The organism is Chryseobacterium jejuense (genome assembly GCF_017877355.1).
In the GTDB taxonomy this organism is placed as follows: Bacteria; Bacteroidota; Bacteroidia; order Flavobacteriales; family Weeksellaceae; genus Chryseobacterium; species Chryseobacterium jejuense_A.
Genome location: NZ_JAGIPR010000011.1, coordinates 49,638 through 67,492 on the forward strand (window position 1 = coordinate 49,638; position 17,855 = coordinate 67,492).

A 17,855-nucleotide genomic window follows, 5' to 3' on the forward strand; every position below is an offset into this window, starting at 1 on the left:
ATATTAAAAAACACACAAATCCTCATGAAAAAAAACACTTCAAATTCAGATAAAATATCAGAAAATCATATAGCAGGTATTAACCGTGTGGTGAAGCTTGATATTGTGATTGATGGAAAACCTATCAGCCACTTTAAACACTTCCGTCTACAACAAAGTGCAAAAACACATCATAACTTTGAACTCACCCTATCACACGATTCTTTGGGTGAAGCACAAAACCATAATCTTGAACAGGCAAAACAGTTTTTCGGGAAAAGATTAACCGTAACATTTAAATATAAAGATCCTGAAAATGAAAGTCCAGAACGAACATTTATTGGTGTTATTATGAAAGTTGCATTTAGTCAGGAAGAAATGAGTCTGGGAAATATTGTGCTAAAAGGAAATAGCCCAACAATTCTGATGGATTCTGCTCCACATACTCAAAGCTTTGGAGGTAATCAACCTGTAAATACTTCCATTATTGGTGACAGAGTGATTAAAGAAGCATTGGGTACAAATGATTTTGATTTTAGAATAGACACCCAGAACAATAGTTATATCAATTACAGTGCACAGTATTGCGAAACACATTATAACTATCTTGCCCGAATTGCAGAAGCTTACGGGGAACAGTTTTACTATGATGGTGAGATACTTCATTTTGGTAAGTTGCCATTTCATGAAAAATCTATCAAACTTATTAATAATAGTAATGTTAGTGATATACAGATAGAACTGAATGCTGTACATACCAAAACTGAATACTTTGGGTATAGTAGCAGTAGTAATGCAAAAATGCTAGGTATTGATAAAAACATCAGGCATTTAGGTGAGCTGTCATCAGAAACCTATGAACTCAATAATAATATATTTAAAACCCGTTCATTGACTCCTGCTCCTTTAAATCCTAATATGTTCCTTGATGTAGATGATTCTCAAAGAAGTGCAAGAGGAAGTAAGGCAGTAGAAGTTTTCACTGTTTCAGGTAAAACAACAGTTCCTTTCCTTTATATAGGTTGTGTAGCAGATTTGGCAATGAGAAAGCCAGACAGTAATCAAACTTCACATTTTACAACTTTAATGATTACAGAAGTAAATCACGAGGTAGATACAAGAGGCTATTATACGGGAAGTTTTGAAGCTATTGCAGAGGGAACAGGTTTTATGCCGAAACCTGTTTTTGTGATGCCTAAAGCCGAGCCACAGGTTGCAACTGTTATATCCAATGTTGATCCATTGAATCAAGGAAGAATACAAGTTAGATTCGATTGGCAGTTAAATGATAACACTCATTTTATTAGAATGATGAGTCCTGACGCTGGAGGTACAGGTACGATAAGTCAGAATAGAGGTTTTGTTGCCATTCCCGAAATTGGAGATCAGGTGATGATAGGTTTTGAATATCACAATCCTGATTTTCCATTCGCAATGGGTGGTATGTTTCATGGAAAGATAGGTTTAGGCGGTGGAACGGATAACCACATAAAATCTTTTCAGACAAGAAGTGGAAATAAATTCATTTTAAACGACACCGAAGGACAGGGAAGCATTCGTACAGAAGATGGAAGTACCAATTTTATACATTTGGATGGAGAGGGAAATATCAGGATAAATGCGCCTAACAATATCATATTTGAAGCCGGTAATAATTTGGAAATGAATGTAGGAAACAACCTGACAATGAGTGTCGTAAATACAGCATTACTCACTATTTTACAAAAAATGCTTGTCAACACTCCAACCTTATTGCAAAATATTACAGAGTTTTTTCATACACAAGCAGGTAAAGCTGTATTTAATTCTGAAAATGAGATAAAAATTGAAGCAAAGGAAACCAATGTGGCAGGAACTCAAAAGTTGTTTATGCATTCAGATCAAAGTACAGTTGTAAATAGTAAGGGCATTGTAGATATGCATGGTAAACAAGGAAATAACCAAACAAATAAACCACAGAATTACAAATATGTTCCTGTTTATGTAGATGAAAGATGCTTGGTAAGCTTTAGACCTAAAAATGATTGGGGAGGAAAAGGGTATGGCTTTGACTGGGTCAGGGTTGGAGATACCAAAATCCCTGGCGATGTTTACTATGGAAAAGAAGTTGGGAAATATAGGGATTCGAGTGGTGCTTTATTTCAGGTTTATGAAAATGAAGACGGTAAACCACCCGTAAGTTTTTTTATCAATGACAAAAATGACTTTATCTCTTTAATGTCAAACTTTAACCCTCATGCGTATAGTGTTAAAAATAAAAAGGGAAAAAAAGTGATGGTAAACTATTGTGTACCGTGGATAACTTTATATCCTAAAACCATTGTAAAAAACATCAAACAACCTAATGGAAAGGTTATCCCAACAACACTAACATCAACTTACAGCAATACCACTGCCACGCTACGAACTATTATAAATATTCAAAAAAAGCCTGAAAAGTTAGAGTTTGAATATAATGATAAATTACTAACCATAGCTAATAAACCTCTTCCTCTTACTGTAGGAAAACATGAAATAGAAATAACAATAACCTGCTTAAAAGAACTTAAAAGCGAACAGCCGATTAAAGTTATTGCCACTTATAAGGATTCTAAAGGAACAGAAGAAAAATCTTTAGCAGGAAAACTTCGCATTGCTCAAAACAAGAAAAGATTTAAAGCAAAGGTAGTATTCATTCAAGTTTGGACTAATATTGGAAATGGCGTAAGAAAAGGTATACCAAGGGGAAGGGAAGCTGAGTTAAAAAAATATATGAATCAAGCCCTAATTAATCCTTTCTTTGAAAACCCTCTCACTTTAAAGTTTCATGTGGATATTGATCCAGTTACTAAAAAAGTCCATAATAGAAAAAGGAATTTTAATAGAATTGCCAATATAATTAATAACCCACAAGGAGGAAGTGATAAATGGATTGAAAACTCCATAGGAGATAATTTATCCGACTACTTAAATGAAGAGCTTTATAAACAGTATGGAAAGAAAAAATATCAGAATACCTACAAAGTATATTTCATAAATGAAGAGAACCCACATATTGCAGGAATTGGTCGAACTATGAATGATCCTGCGGCAAAAACAATACTCGTTTTCAAAGCTGGGTTTAATGATAGTACTATTGCACATGAAGTATTCCATTCAATGGGACTATATCATAGCTTTGATAATGACTCGAAATTTACTTTTGAACAGTACATTACAGATAATATAATGGATTATTCCGATTTACAAGGGCTACCTGTTATCAGTACCTATCACTGGCAATGGGCAATCTTACAAAGTAGATCGGAAAAAGAATAGAATACTATCTCATATTTTTATAAATTAGATAATGAAGATGCTGGAATCTAAAAATTTATTAAACAATGAAAAAACTACTTTATATCTGCTTTACATTATTTATTTCATCCTGTAATTCGCAGGATAAAAAAACAGCTAAAGCCCCAATCTCAATAAAGCACAATACAATGAATACTCAATACGACTACAAGAAATTAATCGATGATAAAACTGAACATTTTGACATTAAATACTTTAATAAAAATAAAGATGAATCAGAAAATTTGATTTATACGGATAAATTCGGAAATGATGTAAGTATTTTCGGAGATAATGAAAGCGGTTATTTTAGCGACTCAACGCCAAAAAACTCTTTATTTACTATCCATAAAGAATTTTCAACTAAAGGTATCATTCAACATAAATGGGTGAATTTTAGAAACGGCGGTGGCCCTATAGGAATTAAATATGAATATGATGACTCTGGAAAACTTATCAAAAAAACAGATATGGACAAAGGATACACCATAACAGCAGATGACATTATTGATTACTGTAAAAAGAACGAAATTGATTTATTCTCTGATTATACCCATATAGATAAAAATTACGACGGAGGTTCTCAAAAACTATATATTATTAATTATAGGGGAAAATATGAAGGTAAATTTGGAGCAAGAATAATCATCATTATAGATGGTAATAATGGAGAGGTATTGAAAGTTACGTGTATAAACGGAAAACATAATGATTCTGCTGAAGTGTTATATGAGAAAAAATAACTTTAATGTCACAAAAAATCACTGATACTGCCCAAATATCCTGTAACCAGGGAACAACACCAAGTAACCTAAGTGTTACCAGTCAGAACTTCTCTACGGCTGAAGGAAAACATATTGCTACAGAACAGGATAAACAGGTAAATGTAAATATCAAACCTTTTGGGCAATGCAAGTTAAAACCTACTTCAGGTGGATATTTACCATGTATTCCTGCTCCAACAGTTTGGCAAAAGACTACAGAGAAAGATACTATTAACAATTACAAAATTCTTACAGAGGATTCATTTTGTATGTGCGGAACAGGTGGAAAAATTGAAGTTACTAACAAAGGACATACTGAAAAACATGGCATTTCTTAAGATGTTTTACTTTTGAATTTAAGTTAAAAATAATCTACCGTACAAATTAAAAACCGCAACTATTGATAATCAAATAGTTGCGGTTTATTATTGTAGCGAAGACGGGAATTGAACCCGTGACCTCAGGGTTATGAATCCTGCGCTCTAACCAACTGAGCTACCTCGCCGTTTTGGTGGTGCAAATATAGAAAAATATTTTTATCTGTATTCCTATGCCGAAAATAAAGTTCAAAATATCTTTTACATGAAACATACAGAATAAAATATGCCGGTAATTAAAATAAAACTGAAGTCTTCAGATGACATTTTCTAAGGGGAGCGAACAACTATAAGGGAAAGCTATTCTGAAAAATGAAAGCTATTTTATAAAAATGAAAACCGCAACCATTTACTAATGATTGCGGTTTTTGTAGCGAAGACGGGAATTGAACCCGTGACCTCAGGGTTATGAATCCTGCGCTCTAACCAACTGAGCTACCTCGCCGTTTTGGTGGTGCAAATATAGAAAAATATTTTTTACCTCCAAAATTATTTTAACTTAAAATATTCTAAAACATTCCCAACATGATCTGGTTTATTGATTATCTTGTTATTAGCATCTAAAATAAAATACGTCGGGGTTGCATGAACATTGTATGTATCTACATAACTACTGTTCCATCCTCTCAATTCCGAGTCATTAATCCATGGAAATGCAGCAATTTTTTTAGAATAAGCATCTTTATCCACATCTAAAGACAGGGCAATAACCTGAATATTTTTTGCTTTTAAATCGTTGTATTTTTCCAATAACTTCGGAAGTTCAGTCTCGCAGTGTGAGCATGTAGATGACCAGAAGACAATAACCTTCTTATCAGCCTTCACATCATGGATTGATTTCGCAGTGGTATTTGTTGCCGATTGGAACTTATTATTAGGGAATATTGCTCCCATTTCAATATTTGCATTGGATTTCAATGTGGAAGCCAATCTATCATTAATGGTACATTTAAGATTTTTAGCCAATCCAAGGTATTTAGTTTTAAAATCATCCATCTGATAAACATCAAAAATGTCGATTAGCTCAGATAATACGGTCTGCCCTCTTGGAGTTTCTACCTTTAAACGATCTAAAAGCTTATCTACTGAAGCTGTAACATTCGTATTCCCCCCAGAATTCAGATAAGCAACTAATACAGGTCTCAGCAAGGATGAACTTTCAAGCATATCATTAGACTTGTCAAGGAAATTAATAATTCCCTCCTGATCCGGTTTTTTAGTACTATCTGTCGGATTTCCCAGGAACTTACTGTAATTGGTATTATAATAACTAATAAACGGATGTTTAGCAGCATCAAAGGAAGTGGTTGTACCGGAAAGCCTGTCAATCTCTGTTTTCAAAGCTTTTCCAAAGTCTGTGTTATCTTTATAGTATTCTTTAATCTGGCTTAATGCAGGAAGAATAAGTTCTTTCTTTTGAGAACCTTCCTGTTGTTTGCTCATTAGCTCATTGGCTTCATCCAGATAAGTAACATCCTTCACTTTATTATTCTGAATATCAAGTTTGATATTTACGTTCTTATTTTCAGAAATAAAGCTTACAGTGTTATTAGTGGTAGGGAAGTAAATCTTCATCATTCCCATATAATTATTTGGATATTTAAACGTCCATATATTATTCTTACTTTGTTCTTTGGTAACAATAATATCTTTTGAACCGTTTAGTGTATATAGAATGGCATCCTGATCTTTAAAATCTGACGGTGTCTGAACTGTAACAGTAAACTGAGCCTGCAGTGCAAATGCAGCTAAAACCGCAGATAGTGTATAAATCTTTTTCATAGAGTAAAAATAAAAAAACTCTCTGACTAATCAGAGAGTTTCTTATTATTTTAATAAAATTTTATGCTTTTATACTTTTATACTTTTTTGTGTAGAATGCAATGAATACAATAGCTACTACAGCAAGCAAATATAGATACATATCAATGGGCGATGTTGGTGCACCTGGACCACCTCCTCCACTACCTGCCTTTGCTACTGCATCTGGAGCCGGGGGGATTGTATTATTTTCTTCTGCATAAGCAAATGATACCACAAAAAGCAAAAGAGCGGATACTAGTTTATTTATAGTTTTCATATTATTTATTTTAAGATTTTGGTGTTAACTACTACTCCTTTATCAGAAACCACTTTTACAACATAAGAGCTTCTCACTGAACCATCAAGTTCAATTACGAAATCTTTAGATGCATCTACTGCTTTCTTAGAGATGATAAGTTTACCACTCATATCATAAACTTCAATATCTGCTTTTTTCCAGTTTTTATCAAATCTAACAATATAGTTGCTAATTGCTGGGTTATATACAACCATTGTTCTGGAAAGTGTTATCGTTTTATCTTCCTTAGTTGCTAATGAACCTTTATCAGGAGCTCCGTAATATAAACCATAAGTTTTAGAGTTTACAGGAATAATTGCACCCTGCTTTATCTCCTCTACATTACCGTTAGCTGATTTATAATAGAATCCTGTTCCTGAAGATAACTGATGAGATCCTGCAGGAATCATGTTAGTATTTTCTCTTACTTCAAATTTGTATGAAACAATTTGCTGAACATGATTAGGCTCGTTATAGTCAAAACTATTTAATACGATCTCTTTTCCTAAGTAGTCTTTCTCATTAGCTTCATTAATATATAATGAATACTGTGCATTATAATTAGGATCAATACCTCCTGTTAATTTTTCTTCATAGGTAACAAACATGTTATCACCAGCAGCAGCCTGTCCTGTAGTAGCAACAGATGTTTGATGTCCTGTTGTAGCATTTGCAGAAACAACATAGTAAGTTCTACCCATTTCTTTACCATTAGCATCTAAACCAATTACACCCAATTGCTTCAAGGTTCCAGTATTACTACCGAATGATTTTTTAGCAGTAACATTATAATCTGTACCATCTAATCTGGCTGTATTGCTAAATCTTCTAAGAGTATTGAAGTTTAATGTCTGTGGAGTATTATCTCTTAATTTAATAATGAAAACACCCATAGGTTTCACCATAACATTATTGATGTCTCCCATTGGCCTACCATTACTATCATAAGTCATAATCAAAGGATTAGTAAATGTACTTCCTACCCCGTTAACATATTGTACAGCACCTGGCGAATATTGAACACCCCAGATATTGGTGATGTTATTTCCATCCGTAACTGTACCTCCCTCAACATATCCGATTTTTGACAAATCCAGATTTGTTAAGAAGGGGTTACCAAATTCATAGATATTCTTACCATATGTACCTGTCCAAGAACTTGTTGTAGATTCATATTGGTCAAATAAATAAGACTCATATTTCTCACCATAAGAATTCATGTTAGTACCATTTACTCCGAAAGCCACACCATTACCAGCATCAACTAAATTAACGATGGGCTGATTGGTGAATGCTTTACCTGAAAGGTTATAAACGCCATTATTAGCAGCAGGCGGATTACTAAGGTCAAGGTTATTGTTATTAGACCCTAACATATAGTACCCGAAAGGCTGTGTAGCCATGCTCCAAGGCGCTTGTGTGTCACTTACAACAGTAGCGTTGTTCCATTTTAAGATTTCATTCTTGGAATATCTGGTTGAGCTGAAAGATTTATTAAGCTCCGAAGAAAGGCTACCTAATAATTTGTCATAGAAAGGCAAAGCAATCTGTTGGTAAAAATCACCACTACCATGCTTATCAGTTCTATATTCTTTATTTACAACACCAGTAACATTGGACTGGGATAATCCATCGATGTACAACTGTCCATACGTAGATGTAGCGTAGCTAGCAGGAGTATTCAGCTTTAAAATGATATTCCCTCCGTCGCCTTTATCTGCGCCGGCGGCATCAATCGTTTTAAAAGCGTCTGTGCCTGATCCTACGACCATTACATTTCCGCGTATTTCCAAAAGACCCGTGCCTTTTGTCTGTACACCTCCACCACTATAAACTAGGGTGCCTTCGCTCACATACATATTAGCATTAGTGTCAACATGACATAGTATCTGCGCCTGAACAGAGTAACTAATTGCTAAAAGACCTATAGCAAATAAACTTTTTCTCATTGTATAAATTATTTGTGTGTTAATACAATCTTCACCCGCAAAGGTATTATTTTTTTCTTTAAAAAAAAAACTTTTTTATCTATTAATCAAAATATTATCTTCAGTTAATACAATCTCTTTTTCCTCTCCGATTGAAAACATATAGTCTTCCAAGACCTTTTCTGTAGTTCCTCTCAGCCCTCTTGCCCCTAATCCTTTTTCAATAGTTTCTTCTACAATTTTTTCGATTGCTCCATCCGTAATTGCCAAATTCGTGCCATCCATTTTGAAAAGTTCTACAAATTGGTTCACAATTGAATTTTTAGGCTCTTTCATAATTCTTACCAGCGTCTCTTTTGTGAGTTTATCGAGGTAAGTGATGATTGGAAATCTTCCTAAAAGTTCGGGAATTAATCCGAATGAACGTAAATCAATTGCATTAATATTTGTTAATACATATTCATCTTCATCGGTTTTATTGATTTTTTCGGAACTGAAACCAATAGCATGCTTATTCATTCTTCTTTCAATGATTTCTTTGATTCCGTCAAACGCTCCTCCGGCAATAAACAGAATATTCTGAGTATTCACCTGAATGTACTTTTGATCAGGATGCTTTCTGCCTCCCTGTGGTGGTACGTTTACAATACTTCCTTCCAACAGTTTCAGTAACCCCTGCTGTACTCCTTCTCCGGAAACGTCTCTTGTAATACTTGGGTTATCTGATTTTCTTGCAATCTTATCAATCTCATCAATAAAGACAATTCCTTTTTCTGCTTTTTCCACATCATAATCTGCCACCATCAATAATCTTGAAAGAATACTTTCAACATCTTCTCCTACATATCCGGCTTCAGTTAAAATAGTAGCATCTACAATACAGAAAGGAACATTAAGCTCTCTTGCAATGGTTTTAGCCAGCAAGGTTTTTCCTGTTCCGGTCTCTCCTATCATGATGATATTGGACTTTTCAAGCTCTACTTCTCTGTTTTCCTCCTGAGCATGAAGTAATCTTTTATAATGGTTGTACACCGCTATGGAAAGTTGTTTTTTAGCCTGATCCTGTCCTATGACATACTGATCCAGAAATCCTTTAATCTCTTTGGGCTTTTTAAGATCTTCCATATGGTCTGCAGGTGAATGTCCTGACTTTGAAGCACTGTCTTTTACAATAACGTGTGCCTGCTCTATACAATTTTCACAAATAAAACCGTTCTGCCCAGAAATCAACATTTGTACTTCATTTCTTTTTCTTCCGCAGAATGAACATTGGTTTGGATTCATATTATATAATATATATGTATATGTTAAAGAAAATCGTAAAAAATTTCTTTTTTACGATTTTCTGTGTTTTAAGAATTAATAATTGAGTTTTGAATCTCTGTATATTCTTCGTTCGTTAATTTTAGTCTTTCATTTCTGAAGTTCATTTCTTCCATCTTGTTCAAAGGGATAAGATGGATATGAGCATGTGGAACTTCAAGTCCTACAACCGCTACTCCTACTCTTACACATGGAATTACAGTTTTGATCTTCTTGGCTACCTCTTGGGCAAATCCCCAAAGGTTTTTGTATTCTTCACTTTCAAGATCAAAAATCAAATCCACTTCTTTTTTCGGAACTACTAAAGTATGTCCTTTCACCAAAGGCATTGCGTCCAGGAATGCAATAAAGTTTTCATCCTCTGCAATTTTATAAGAGGGTATTTCGCCATTGATGATTTTTGTGAATATAGTGCTCATTGTGATAAAAGTTAGAGATTAAATACTAGAAGTTTAGAAATGAAAGGTGTTATCAGACTATAGAGAAATGTCTAATACTTCAAAAGAAAGTTTGTTTCCGTTTGGTAAAGTAATTTCGGCAGTTTCACCTTTCACTTTACCTAATAATCCTTTCGCAATTGGAGTGTTTACAGAAATCCTTCCTGTTTTAAGGTCGCTTTCGTTATCTGGTACCAATGTAAATACCTGCTCTTGTTTAGTTGCATTATTCTTAAGCTTCACTGTAGTTAAGATAGAAACTTTTGAAGTATCTAATTGGCTTTCGTCTATAATTTTAGAAGTTGAGATAACATCCTTCAGCTTAGAAATTCTCATTTCAAGCATCCCCTGAGCCTCTTTAGCCGCATCATATTCTGCATTTTCAGACAAATCTCCTTTGTCTCTAGCTTCTGCGATCTGCTGAGTAATTTTTGGTCTCTCCACAGTTTCCAACTGTTCCAGCTCAGCTTTCATTTTCTCAAGGCCCTCCTTTGTTACATAGCTTGCCATAATTTTCAAAATTTAGTTTTAGTATAAAAAAATAATCCGACATTTGCCGGACAATGTTTTACGTGTTATAATCGTTTAATTTCTACAAATATATAAAAATTTAAATTGAAATGAAAAAAACTTTTTCGATATTATCTATTTTCATTTTATTGATTTTCAGTAATTTATCCATAAACTCATGTGGAAGCAGAGAAGATACCGTGAACTGCTTTCCAAACAATCCAATCAATGTTACTTTAAATTTAAACCTTCCTGCATATAACGCATTAAATTATGATGATGGCTGGATTTATGTTAATGAACAACAATCCGGAACCAGAGGGTTAATCATAGTTCGTGTTGGAAATACATTTAAGGTTTATGATCGAAATGCTCCTCATTTATGTCCCGATAATGATACTACCCTTGAAGTAAAGGATGATATTGCAATTTTATGTCCAAAGGATGGTACCAAATGGATCTTAAGAACCGGTCAGCCATTGGACGGGGCCAAAACCTCTCTTCCTCCTAAGACTTATACTTCTTATAATTATGATCCTGCAAGCAAAACTTTAAATATTTATTATTAGAATAAAAAATGAAGATCGTTATACAAAGAGTCTCTGAAGCCAGTGTAAAAGTAGATGGAAAAACCGTTGGGGAAATAGGAAAAGGCTTAATGCTGCTGGTAGGCATTGACGAGAATGATGAAAAAACAGATGCAGATTGGCTGGTACAGAAAATACTTAATCTGAGGATCTTTGGTGATGAGGATGATAAGCTCAATCTTTCTGTAAAAGATATTTCCGGAGAAATCCTTTGCATCAGCCAGTTTACTCTGATTGCAGATTATAAAAAAGGAAACCGCCCTTCTTTCATTAAAGCAGCCAAACCTGATAAAGCCGTTCCTTTATTTGATTATCTTAAAGAAGAAATGGCAAAATCCGGATTGAAAACTGAAAGTGGTATTTTCGGAGCAGATATGAAAGTTTCATTAATCAATGACGGGCCTGTAACTATCACTATGGATTCGATTACAAAAAGCTGATAACAGAACACGCATGAAGAACAAAAATATTGTCATCGCTTATTTTGTGGTGACCTTCATTTTCCTGAGTGAAGTTGTTTTAAATTTTAATAAATACAGCTATGCCGGATATTACACAGATAAAATTATGAGTTGGCTTTGGCTGGCAATGACAGTTTTTATCATCATTCGGCTTTGGAAGAAAAAAGCAATTAAAGCGTATTTTGGACTTTTGGTTGCCGGAATTATTTTGAGTATTCTGCCCATGATGATTCCTTTTTTTGCTCTTGTCAGTTATTTTTCAACCATTGACAGCTACCAGAGGATTCAACTGGACGATAATTATCGAATTGAGAGACATCGTCCGGGAGCATTAGCTAAACCGCAAATAGCGATTTACAAACAGGAAGGTATTTTTGAAAAAGAAATGGGTAGAACTCCTTACATTGAAATTTTAGAAAAGGTTTTACAACGCTCATCAATCGATATCCCAAGTGAGGAACGAAATGAACCTATCCAGGAAGCAAAGCTCGTTAATGCCAATAAAGACAGCATTGGAATTGAATATAAAATCATGAATAAAAAGCAGGTTTTTTATCATAAAATTAATGGAAATCTATTTGAATATTAGTGAGTTTAGATCATCATTACATCCAAATAAAGAAATACCTTTCAGCAAAACTGAGAGGTATTTTTTTATAAAAACCAAACCAAATCCTTTACACAAAGGCAAAAGCAATTTGATTATAAAATAAATTCACAAAAACGTGATTTGATTTAATTTTATTATTATTTTTGATATTATCCAATCTAATTCACAACCATTTAACAAAAATAATATGAAAACAAAAATCAAACTCCTTACCCTATTGGTGTTCTGTTTCTTCCTTTCATTTGGACAATCTCCATCGGATCGCAGCGCTAAACAAAATGATCTGATCTATGTATGTTTTTCAAAAGGTCTCTCTTCAGACAAGGATGCACTCAGTAAAAATCCTGAACTGGAAAGATTTGCCAGGGAAAACGGAATATCCTTTACTTATGATCTGGGTTTCAACAACGAAAAAATTAACGAAATGATCGCCAGCAGTAAACGGAACGGAAATTCCGGTGAGTCTGTTCAAAAGCTGAAAAGAATATTTAAAGCCAATGTTCCTGTTCAGGATGATGATACTTTTCAAAGGCTGGCTCAAACTCTTGAAAAATTCCCGGAAATAGAATATGTATCAGTAATGAGTAGCACACCTGTTGAACCGCCTTTGGTTAATATGTTTGTAGCAACTCCGGATCTGGAAAGCATACAGACTTATCTGAATGACAACCCGGGAATCAATGCAAAATACGCATGGTCAAGAGGAATTACCGGACAAAACATCCGTATCCGCGATGTAGAATATGGTTTCTACAAAACCCACGAAATGTTAACCAACCAGAATTCTATTCAATTGGAGCCTGGCTATTCTCCCAATTCAGGATTAGCTAATAACAACTACCGGGATCATGGGACAGCTGTGGTAAGCATTTTAGGCTCTGTAAAAGATAATATAGGGCTCACAGGTGCTGTTTACAACGCTTCAGAGATCAAAGGATATATGGAATGGACTACTGTTGGGTATAACAGAGCTGCAGCGGTAAGCAGATCCATCAATGCGTCTCAGGCGGGGGATATTATTTTATATGAAATGCAGACCGGTGGAAAAGACGGGCAATATTGCCCTGCCGAGTATAACAGTGTAATCTGGGATCTTACAAAGGCGGCTACAGATTCAGGAATTATCATCATTGCGGCTGCAGGAAATGGAAACCAGGATCTTGATGATCCTTTCTATGCGACTTACAGAGCAAGAGGAAACAGCGGTGCAATTATTGTAGGTGCAGGAACTCCTAACACTACCCATTCTAAACAAAGCTTCAGTACTTATGGAAGCAGAGTGGATGTACAGGGATGGGGAAGCAGTGTTCTGGCTGCAGGATATGGATCTTATGCAAAGTATGATAATGATAATAACAGAACTTACAATTATTTCAGTGGAACCAGTTCTGCTACTCCTATTGTAGCTTCTGCAGCAGTACTTGTTCAGTCTTTTTACCGTCAGACTACAGGACAGAATTTAACTCCGGCTGCTATGAGGAGCCTTTTGGTTTCTACAGGAATTCCACAGGGAGGAACTGATGTAAATAAGAAAATTGGCCCGCTTCCGAATGTGAGAAATGCTATTTTACAACTGGAAGGTAAGTCTGCAGCTTCTGCTAAAGCTTTACCTGCTCTTGAAGTGAAAATTTATCCTAATCCATCCAGTAATTATATCGCTATTCAAAATGCTGAAGATAAAAAGCTGGATATTGAAATTATCAATATGAATGGAAGATCAGTGATAAAAAGTACGGTTTCTTCACGTGAAAGAATTAATATATCTGATCTCCCAATCGGTCATTATATCATCAATATCAATGAAGGCTCAAGACGAGTTGTAGAAAAATTCACTAAATTATAAGTAAAAGGCTGGAAGCTATTTTAAGTTGTATAATAACCAAAAGTATGATAAAGTAATCTCTAAAAAGATAAAAAAATATAACGGCTATTTTTTATGACCTTGATAACTTCCTTCTTCCTGCTCCCAGCTTCTATCTCAACTTCTATTAAAAACAAAAAACTCCTTTCAGCAATGGAAAGGAGTTTTTATTCTCAACTTTTATAACAATTATTTCGCAGGAACGCTGCTGAAATTAAGGGCTACTTTAATATTCATGTCTGAAGATGTCTGGTTCTTCAATTCATAAACTGTTCTTACGGTAAGTCCTGAACTTTTTACAATACTATCCAGGAATCCTGTATCATTCAGATCCAGACTCATGCTGGAAGAATTGGTAGATATATTGGAACGGGATGCTATCAGTCTCTCTCCTGTTCCGCTGGATGAAACGTATATTTTAATGGTTTTAAATGCACTTAAATTTCCTCCTGAAGGAGATGCTACGGAAATTTTTGCGTCAGAGATTCTTACATCTTTAATCTGGGCATTATTATTTCCTCCGAACCACGTTTGTACATTGGTAGCAGTTGCTGTTGAAGAAACTTCTTTATCAGCTGGCACTCCTGTGGAAACTAAAACATTCGCTGTATAGGGAAATGTATTCTGAACCAGCGACTGTACGGTTCCGCAACTTACAAGTACAGCTGAGGCGGCCATTGCTGTTAGAACGATATTTTTCATAATTTTTAAATTTAAACTTCAGATGTTAATTTGCAGAAACTGTACCAAATTGATTGATTTTATTCAATGCTCACTGTAAAATGTCCCTTAGTGTTCCCTGAAGCCATATTACTTTTTCCGATAATCAGCCATACTTCTCCTTTTTCAGGAATTTCATAAGTGATCTCTCTTCCGAAAGGACCATCATAATCTCCATTGGGAAGCTTTATCTGATTAAATCTGATATTAAAATCCTTCTCTTTAGTTAAAATCTTTGCTTTGATATTAGACTGTTCAAAATTAGTAAGCTTTAAAATAAGCTCCTGATCGTTATTTTTAAATTCTTCTCCTAATGTGAAAGGAAGCTGGGAGGCATCTGCTGTTCTTACAATCTGGCCTTCTTTTTCACTTCTCATCACACCTTTACGTAAAATCTCCTTAGTAGCAGGAGCATTGTTAATAATTGAATCTTTCTTTCTCAATGCTGCAGAATCTGTTTTATAGACAGAGTCCGGCATTTCCGTTACAATGGTAGAGTCCTTTTGAGACATATCTGTTACAGCCGGATCTTTTTTACAGGAAATAATAATCAATGGAATTAACAATAAGCTTTTTTTCATAATAATTAATTTTGAGGATGTGGAATAAGATGGAAGATAGAGGCTGGAAGATGGAAGTCCTTGTGGTTTTCTATACTTTTGACGCCATATTTTATTGGATATTGTCAATATTTAAATATCTTTTTAAAATGTGCCATCATTTTCAACACAATCCTGGTTAATCAGTCCTTTTTAAATGCTAAAATTGTTCCAACTCTTTTTAACAGACTTAATTTTTAGGCTGAACAAGCTTTTCATTATTATTTCTAATCAGTTTAAAGGTGAAATACATAAAATTGAGCATAATTCCCATTAAAAGGGTAACGCCCCAGGTTTTTGTATACTCCAGCGGATAAATAAACCTCACTACAATATCGTTGAATAATCCAAAAGGATTGTTCAGAATATCCCAACTGTTCCATCTCAGGAATCTCCCTAAATACACTCCAAAGCTGCTCATAAACAGAAAGAGTACTACAATTCCGTTAATAATTCTTTCTTTACTGTAACCAGATAAGAGTTTTTCAATATCATTAAGGCTTAAAAAACCACAGATTAATCCCGTCCAGGCATAGGAAAGGATTACGATCAAATCATACCAGATAGGAATCGTGTTTCTTGCTTTTAAATGAAAAAGATCAGTCAGAATATAGGGTGAATTGGGGAAAAATAAAATCCAGACAATAATAATCAGGACGATGGATAATTTACTTTTAATATTGAATGCCAGAATAAAAGTACTTAGAAATAAAGGGATCCATGCCAGAAAAAGGTTCCAATTCAGAAAGAAAAACACCTTTGTTTCACTGATATAATACCTAAAAATAGAGAGACTGAGACAAAACAAAGTCATGAATACCAGCAAAACATTCATTTTAAATCTTGAAGATTCTATTAACTTTTTCATTGTGTATTCTTGTTATTTGATGGTTTGATAATAGATGATCTTTGAAAGGAAAGACTTGGATTTTTCTGCCTTAATTTTATTTTGAAGATCTCTTTTAAGCTTTTGATTATTCTTTTCATCTGCGTATCTCATCAGGCTCTTTTCACTGAAATTAACTGAACCAAAATGGTAATTAACTGCAAAATCGTCACGTTTCATATTCTGTGAAGTAATAAAACCACCCCAGTTGATATAGCTGCAAATCAAAATGGTTCCATAAAGATACCATGCCATGGTATTGAAGAGGAAGGCATTTCTTTTTTGTCTTTGAATTTTAATGAAGGTTAAACCAAGTCCCACCAGAGATAAAAGAAGGAAGGCAAAAACGCCCAGCCTTTTATATGTGAAGGCGTAGTTGACAATATATTCATAGTTTTTAGCAGCTGCAGACAGGATAAGGATAGCATTCAAAATGATCCAGACTTTAGCCAGAATTTTAAGCAACCTGGCTTTAGGGTCAAAATTAAATCCTGATTTGAAGTAGAACATAATGACCAGAATAGCCATTACAATGGACATAATTACAGCATTAACACGCTCATGGGTTTCTTCCGAAAGCTGAACCGGTGTTTTTGAGACTTCATAAAATTGTTCATAATTATAAGTGATAATGAAAAAGACCAACAAAATATTCAGACAAAAGAAGGATATTACCCCACTCGTTCTTTCAGCATCAAGATCAAGGAACGAATAGGTTGATTTAGGTTCCTGAGCACTTTTATGAAAGTCATTATCTAAATAGTGATGATTTTTGTAGATCAATTTTTCAACAGCATAATTCCAGAAATTAAAAGCAATAAAAAATCCTAAAACGGAAAGACAGAAAACCTGCCAAAGGTTGATATCTAATTCATAATCCGTGAAGAGAGCTGCAAAATGGTCACTTCCCGCTGCATAAATTCCAAAGAAAACGGATATAAGAATTAAGGGGATAAGCACAAAAGCCATGATCTTCTGCCACATTCCCGGAACGTTCCTTTGAGGCAGCCATTTATCTAACATAAAAATTCTACAAATTGAGGTACAGCAATTTGTTATAAAAACAGGAATCAGAAACAGGATCTTCATTTTCCTGTTTCTTGATTTACAGGCAAGCAAAAGAAGTGAACTTGCCACTGCCAGGAATGAAGGAAAGTCTCCGTACCATGCAAATGCAATTCCTGAGAATATACTTGTAGCTGTGAGAATATAAAAAGTTCTGGTTTTGTTTTTTTCTGGTGTTTTAAAGAAATTCAAAATGGCATATAGAATTCCAAGGATTCCAAAATTCAGCCCCATATCCTGATCGTAGAACAAGATAACAAACAGGGCTGTTGTAAGAAATATATAGTGATGTGTTTTCATAAGATATAAAGTTTAAAAGTTGAGTAAAAAAA

General features: G+C 34.4%; 17 protein-coding genes and 2 tRNA genes. 7 read left to right on the forward strand and 12 right to left on the reverse strand.

The features are described 5' to 3' along the window. Positions 1-24: 24 nt before the first annotated feature. The 3 genes from J2772_RS19145 to J2772_RS19155 all read left to right on the forward strand — a co-directional run bounded on the left by J2772_RS19145 (position 25) and on the right by J2772_RS19155 (position 4,396). Positions 25-3,276 carry a phage baseplate assembly protein V gene (locus J2772_RS19145; RefSeq protein ID WP_209919539.1) on the forward strand — a complete coding sequence of 1,084 codons (3,252 nt, stop codon included), beginning with the start codon at positions 25-27 and terminating at the stop codon, positions 3,274-3,276. A 65-nt stretch (positions 3,277-3,341) separates the two neighbouring features. Next, positions 3,342-4,037 (forward strand): hypothetical protein, encoded by a 696-nt coding sequence (locus tag J2772_RS19150; RefSeq protein WP_209919541.1) that lies wholly within the window; start codon positions 3,342-3,344, stop codon positions 4,035-4,037. A gap of 5 nt (positions 4,038-4,042) precedes the next feature. Continuing rightward, positions 4,043-4,396: a DUF4280 domain-containing protein gene (locus tag J2772_RS19155; RefSeq protein WP_209919544.1), complete on the forward strand. Its 354-nt coding sequence runs from the start codon at positions 4,043-4,045 to the stop codon at positions 4,394-4,396. 93 nt (positions 4,397-4,489) lie between these two features. Here J2772_RS19155 and J2772_RS19160 read toward each other — a convergent pair. The 8 genes from J2772_RS19160 to greA all read right to left on the reverse strand — a co-directional run bounded on the left by J2772_RS19160 (position 4,490) and on the right by greA (position 10,734). Then, a tRNA-Met gene (locus tag J2772_RS19160) sits at positions 4,490-4,563 on the reverse strand. Between the two features lie 243 nt (positions 4,564-4,806). Beyond that, a tRNA-Met gene (locus J2772_RS19165) sits at positions 4,807-4,880 on the reverse strand. A gap of 44 nt (positions 4,881-4,924) precedes the next feature. Next, positions 4,925-6,217 (reverse strand): peroxiredoxin family protein, encoded by a 1,293-nt coding sequence (locus tag J2772_RS19170; protein WP_209919546.1) that lies wholly within the window; start codon positions 6,215-6,217, stop codon positions 4,925-4,927. A 61-nt stretch (positions 6,218-6,278) separates the two neighbouring features. Next, positions 6,279-6,515: a signal peptidase gene (locus J2772_RS19175; RefSeq protein ID WP_209919548.1), complete on the reverse strand. Its 237-nt coding sequence runs from the start codon at positions 6,513-6,515 to the stop codon at positions 6,279-6,281. Positions 6,516-6,520: 5 nt separating this feature from the next. Next, positions 6,521-8,485, reverse strand: coding sequence for a T9SS type A sorting domain-containing protein (locus tag J2772_RS19180; protein WP_209919549.1), 1,965 nt, complete (start codon positions 8,483-8,485; stop codon positions 6,521-6,523). A 75-nt stretch (positions 8,486-8,560) separates the two neighbouring features. Further along, entirely contained in the window at positions 8,561-9,748 is a 1,188-nt protein-coding gene (clpX, locus tag J2772_RS19185; protein WP_209919551.1) for an ATP-dependent Clp protease ATP-binding subunit ClpX, read from the reverse strand. Positions 9,749-9,816: 68 nt separating this feature from the next. After that, positions 9,817-10,206: an HIT family protein gene (locus tag J2772_RS19190; protein ID WP_209919552.1), complete on the reverse strand. Its 390-nt coding sequence runs from the start codon at positions 10,204-10,206 to the stop codon at positions 9,817-9,819. Between the two features lie 57 nt (positions 10,207-10,263). Beyond that, positions 10,264-10,734: a transcription elongation factor GreA gene (gene greA / locus J2772_RS19195; RefSeq protein WP_115972700.1), complete on the reverse strand. Its 471-nt coding sequence runs from the start codon at positions 10,732-10,734 to the stop codon at positions 10,264-10,266. Positions 10,735-10,844: 110 nt separating this feature from the next. On the opposite strand from greA, the gene J2772_RS19200 reads away from it, so the two are divergent. The 4 genes from J2772_RS19200 to J2772_RS19215 all read left to right on the forward strand — a co-directional run bounded on the left by J2772_RS19200 (position 10,845) and on the right by J2772_RS19215 (position 14,235). Next, a complete protein-coding gene (locus tag J2772_RS19200) occupies positions 10,845-11,303 on the forward strand; it encodes a hypothetical protein (protein WP_209919555.1) in 459 nt (152 codons plus the stop codon). A gap of 8 nt (positions 11,304-11,311) precedes the next feature. After that, the gene (gene dtd, locus J2772_RS19205) at positions 11,312-11,761 is read left to right on the forward strand and encodes a D-aminoacyl-tRNA deacylase (RefSeq protein WP_209919557.1); all 450 of its coding nucleotides are present in this window, start codon (positions 11,312-11,314) and stop codon (positions 11,759-11,761) included. A 13-nt stretch (positions 11,762-11,774) separates the two neighbouring features. Next, on the forward strand, positions 11,775-12,371 hold the full coding sequence (locus J2772_RS19210; protein ID WP_209919559.1) for a hypothetical protein: 597 nt from the start codon (positions 11,775-11,777) through the stop codon (positions 12,369-12,371). A 208-nt stretch (positions 12,372-12,579) separates the two neighbouring features. Then, complete coding sequence (locus tag J2772_RS19215) at positions 12,580-14,235, forward strand: S8/S53 family peptidase (protein ID WP_209919561.1); 1,656 nt, start codon at positions 12,580-12,582, stop codon at positions 14,233-14,235. Positions 14,236-14,442: 207 nt separating this feature from the next. Here J2772_RS19215 and J2772_RS19220 read toward each other — a convergent pair whose 3' ends face one another. From J2772_RS19220 to J2772_RS19235, 4 genes are all read right to left on the reverse strand, one after another. Continuing rightward, a complete protein-coding gene (locus J2772_RS19220; RefSeq protein WP_209919562.1) occupies positions 14,443-14,955 on the reverse strand; it encodes a hypothetical protein in 513 nt (170 codons plus the stop codon). A 59-nt stretch (positions 14,956-15,014) separates the two neighbouring features. Continuing rightward, a complete protein-coding gene (locus tag J2772_RS19225; RefSeq protein WP_209919564.1) occupies positions 15,015-15,554 on the reverse strand; it encodes a hypothetical protein in 540 nt (179 codons plus the stop codon). A 208-nt stretch (positions 15,555-15,762) separates the two neighbouring features. Next, positions 15,763-16,440, reverse strand: a complete 678-nt coding sequence (locus J2772_RS19230) for a DUF1361 domain-containing protein (RefSeq protein WP_209919566.1) — start codon at positions 16,438-16,440, stop codon at positions 15,763-15,765. 12 nt (positions 16,441-16,452) lie between these two features. Then, on the reverse strand, positions 16,453-17,823 hold the full coding sequence (locus tag J2772_RS19235) for a DUF4173 domain-containing protein (protein ID WP_209919568.1): 1,371 nt from the start codon (positions 17,821-17,823) through the stop codon (positions 16,453-16,455). Between the last annotated feature and the right edge of the window lie 32 nt (positions 17,824-17,855).

Excerpts from the sequence above, each read along its gene's own strand:
- J2772_RS19220 (WP_209919562.1), bottom strand. The coding sequence starts at position 14,955 with ATGAAAAATATCGTTCTAACAGCAATGGCCGCCTCAGCTGTACTTGTA.
- J2772_RS19225 (WP_209919564.1), bottom strand. The coding sequence starts at position 15,554 with ATGAAAAAAAGCTTATTGTTAATTCCATTGATTATTATTTCCTGTAAA.
- clpX (WP_209919551.1), bottom strand. The coding sequence starts at position 9,748 with ATGAATCCAAACCAATGTTCATTCTGCGGAAGAAAAAGAAATGAAGTA.
- greA (WP_115972700.1), bottom strand. The coding sequence starts at position 10,734 with ATGGCAAGCTATGTAACAAAGGAGGGCCTTGAGAAAATGAAAGCTGAG.
- dtd (WP_209919557.1), top strand. The coding sequence starts at position 11,312 with ATGAAGATCGTTATACAAAGAGTCTCTGAAGCCAGTGTAAAAGTAGAT.
- J2772_RS19175 (WP_209919548.1), bottom strand. The coding sequence starts at position 6,515 with ATGAAAACTATAAATAAACTAGTATCCGCTCTTTTGCTTTTTGTGGTA.
- J2772_RS19210 (WP_209919559.1), top strand. The coding sequence starts at position 11,775 with ATGAAGAACAAAAATATTGTCATCGCTTATTTTGTGGTGACCTTCATT.
- J2772_RS19180 (WP_209919549.1), bottom strand. The coding sequence starts at position 8,485 with ATGAGAAAAAGTTTATTTGCTATAGGTCTTTTAGCAATTAGTTACTCT.
- J2772_RS19235 (WP_209919568.1), bottom strand. The coding sequence starts at position 17,823 with ATGAAAACACATCACTATATATTTCTTACAACAGCCCTGTTTGTTATC.
- J2772_RS19200 (WP_209919555.1), top strand. The coding sequence starts at position 10,845 with ATGAAAAAAACTTTTTCGATATTATCTATTTTCATTTTATTGATTTTC.
- J2772_RS19215 (WP_209919561.1), top strand. The coding sequence starts at position 12,580 with ATGAAAACAAAAATCAAACTCCTTACCCTATTGGTGTTCTGTTTCTTC.
- J2772_RS19155 (WP_209919544.1), top strand. The coding sequence starts at position 4,043 with ATGTCACAAAAAATCACTGATACTGCCCAAATATCCTGTAACCAGGGA.
- J2772_RS19150 (WP_209919541.1), top strand. The coding sequence starts at position 3,342 with ATGAAAAAACTACTTTATATCTGCTTTACATTATTTATTTCATCCTGT.
- J2772_RS19170 (WP_209919546.1), bottom strand. The coding sequence starts at position 6,217 with ATGAAAAAGATTTATACACTATCTGCGGTTTTAGCTGCATTTGCACTG.
- J2772_RS19230 (WP_209919566.1), bottom strand. The coding sequence starts at position 16,440 with ATGAAAAAGTTAATAGAATCTTCAAGATTTAAAATGAATGTTTTGCTG.
- J2772_RS19145 (WP_209919539.1), top strand. The coding sequence starts at position 25 with ATGAAAAAAAACACTTCAAATTCAGATAAAATATCAGAAAATCATATA.
- J2772_RS19190 (WP_209919552.1), bottom strand. The coding sequence starts at position 10,206 with ATGAGCACTATATTCACAAAAATCATCAATGGCGAAATACCCTCTTAT.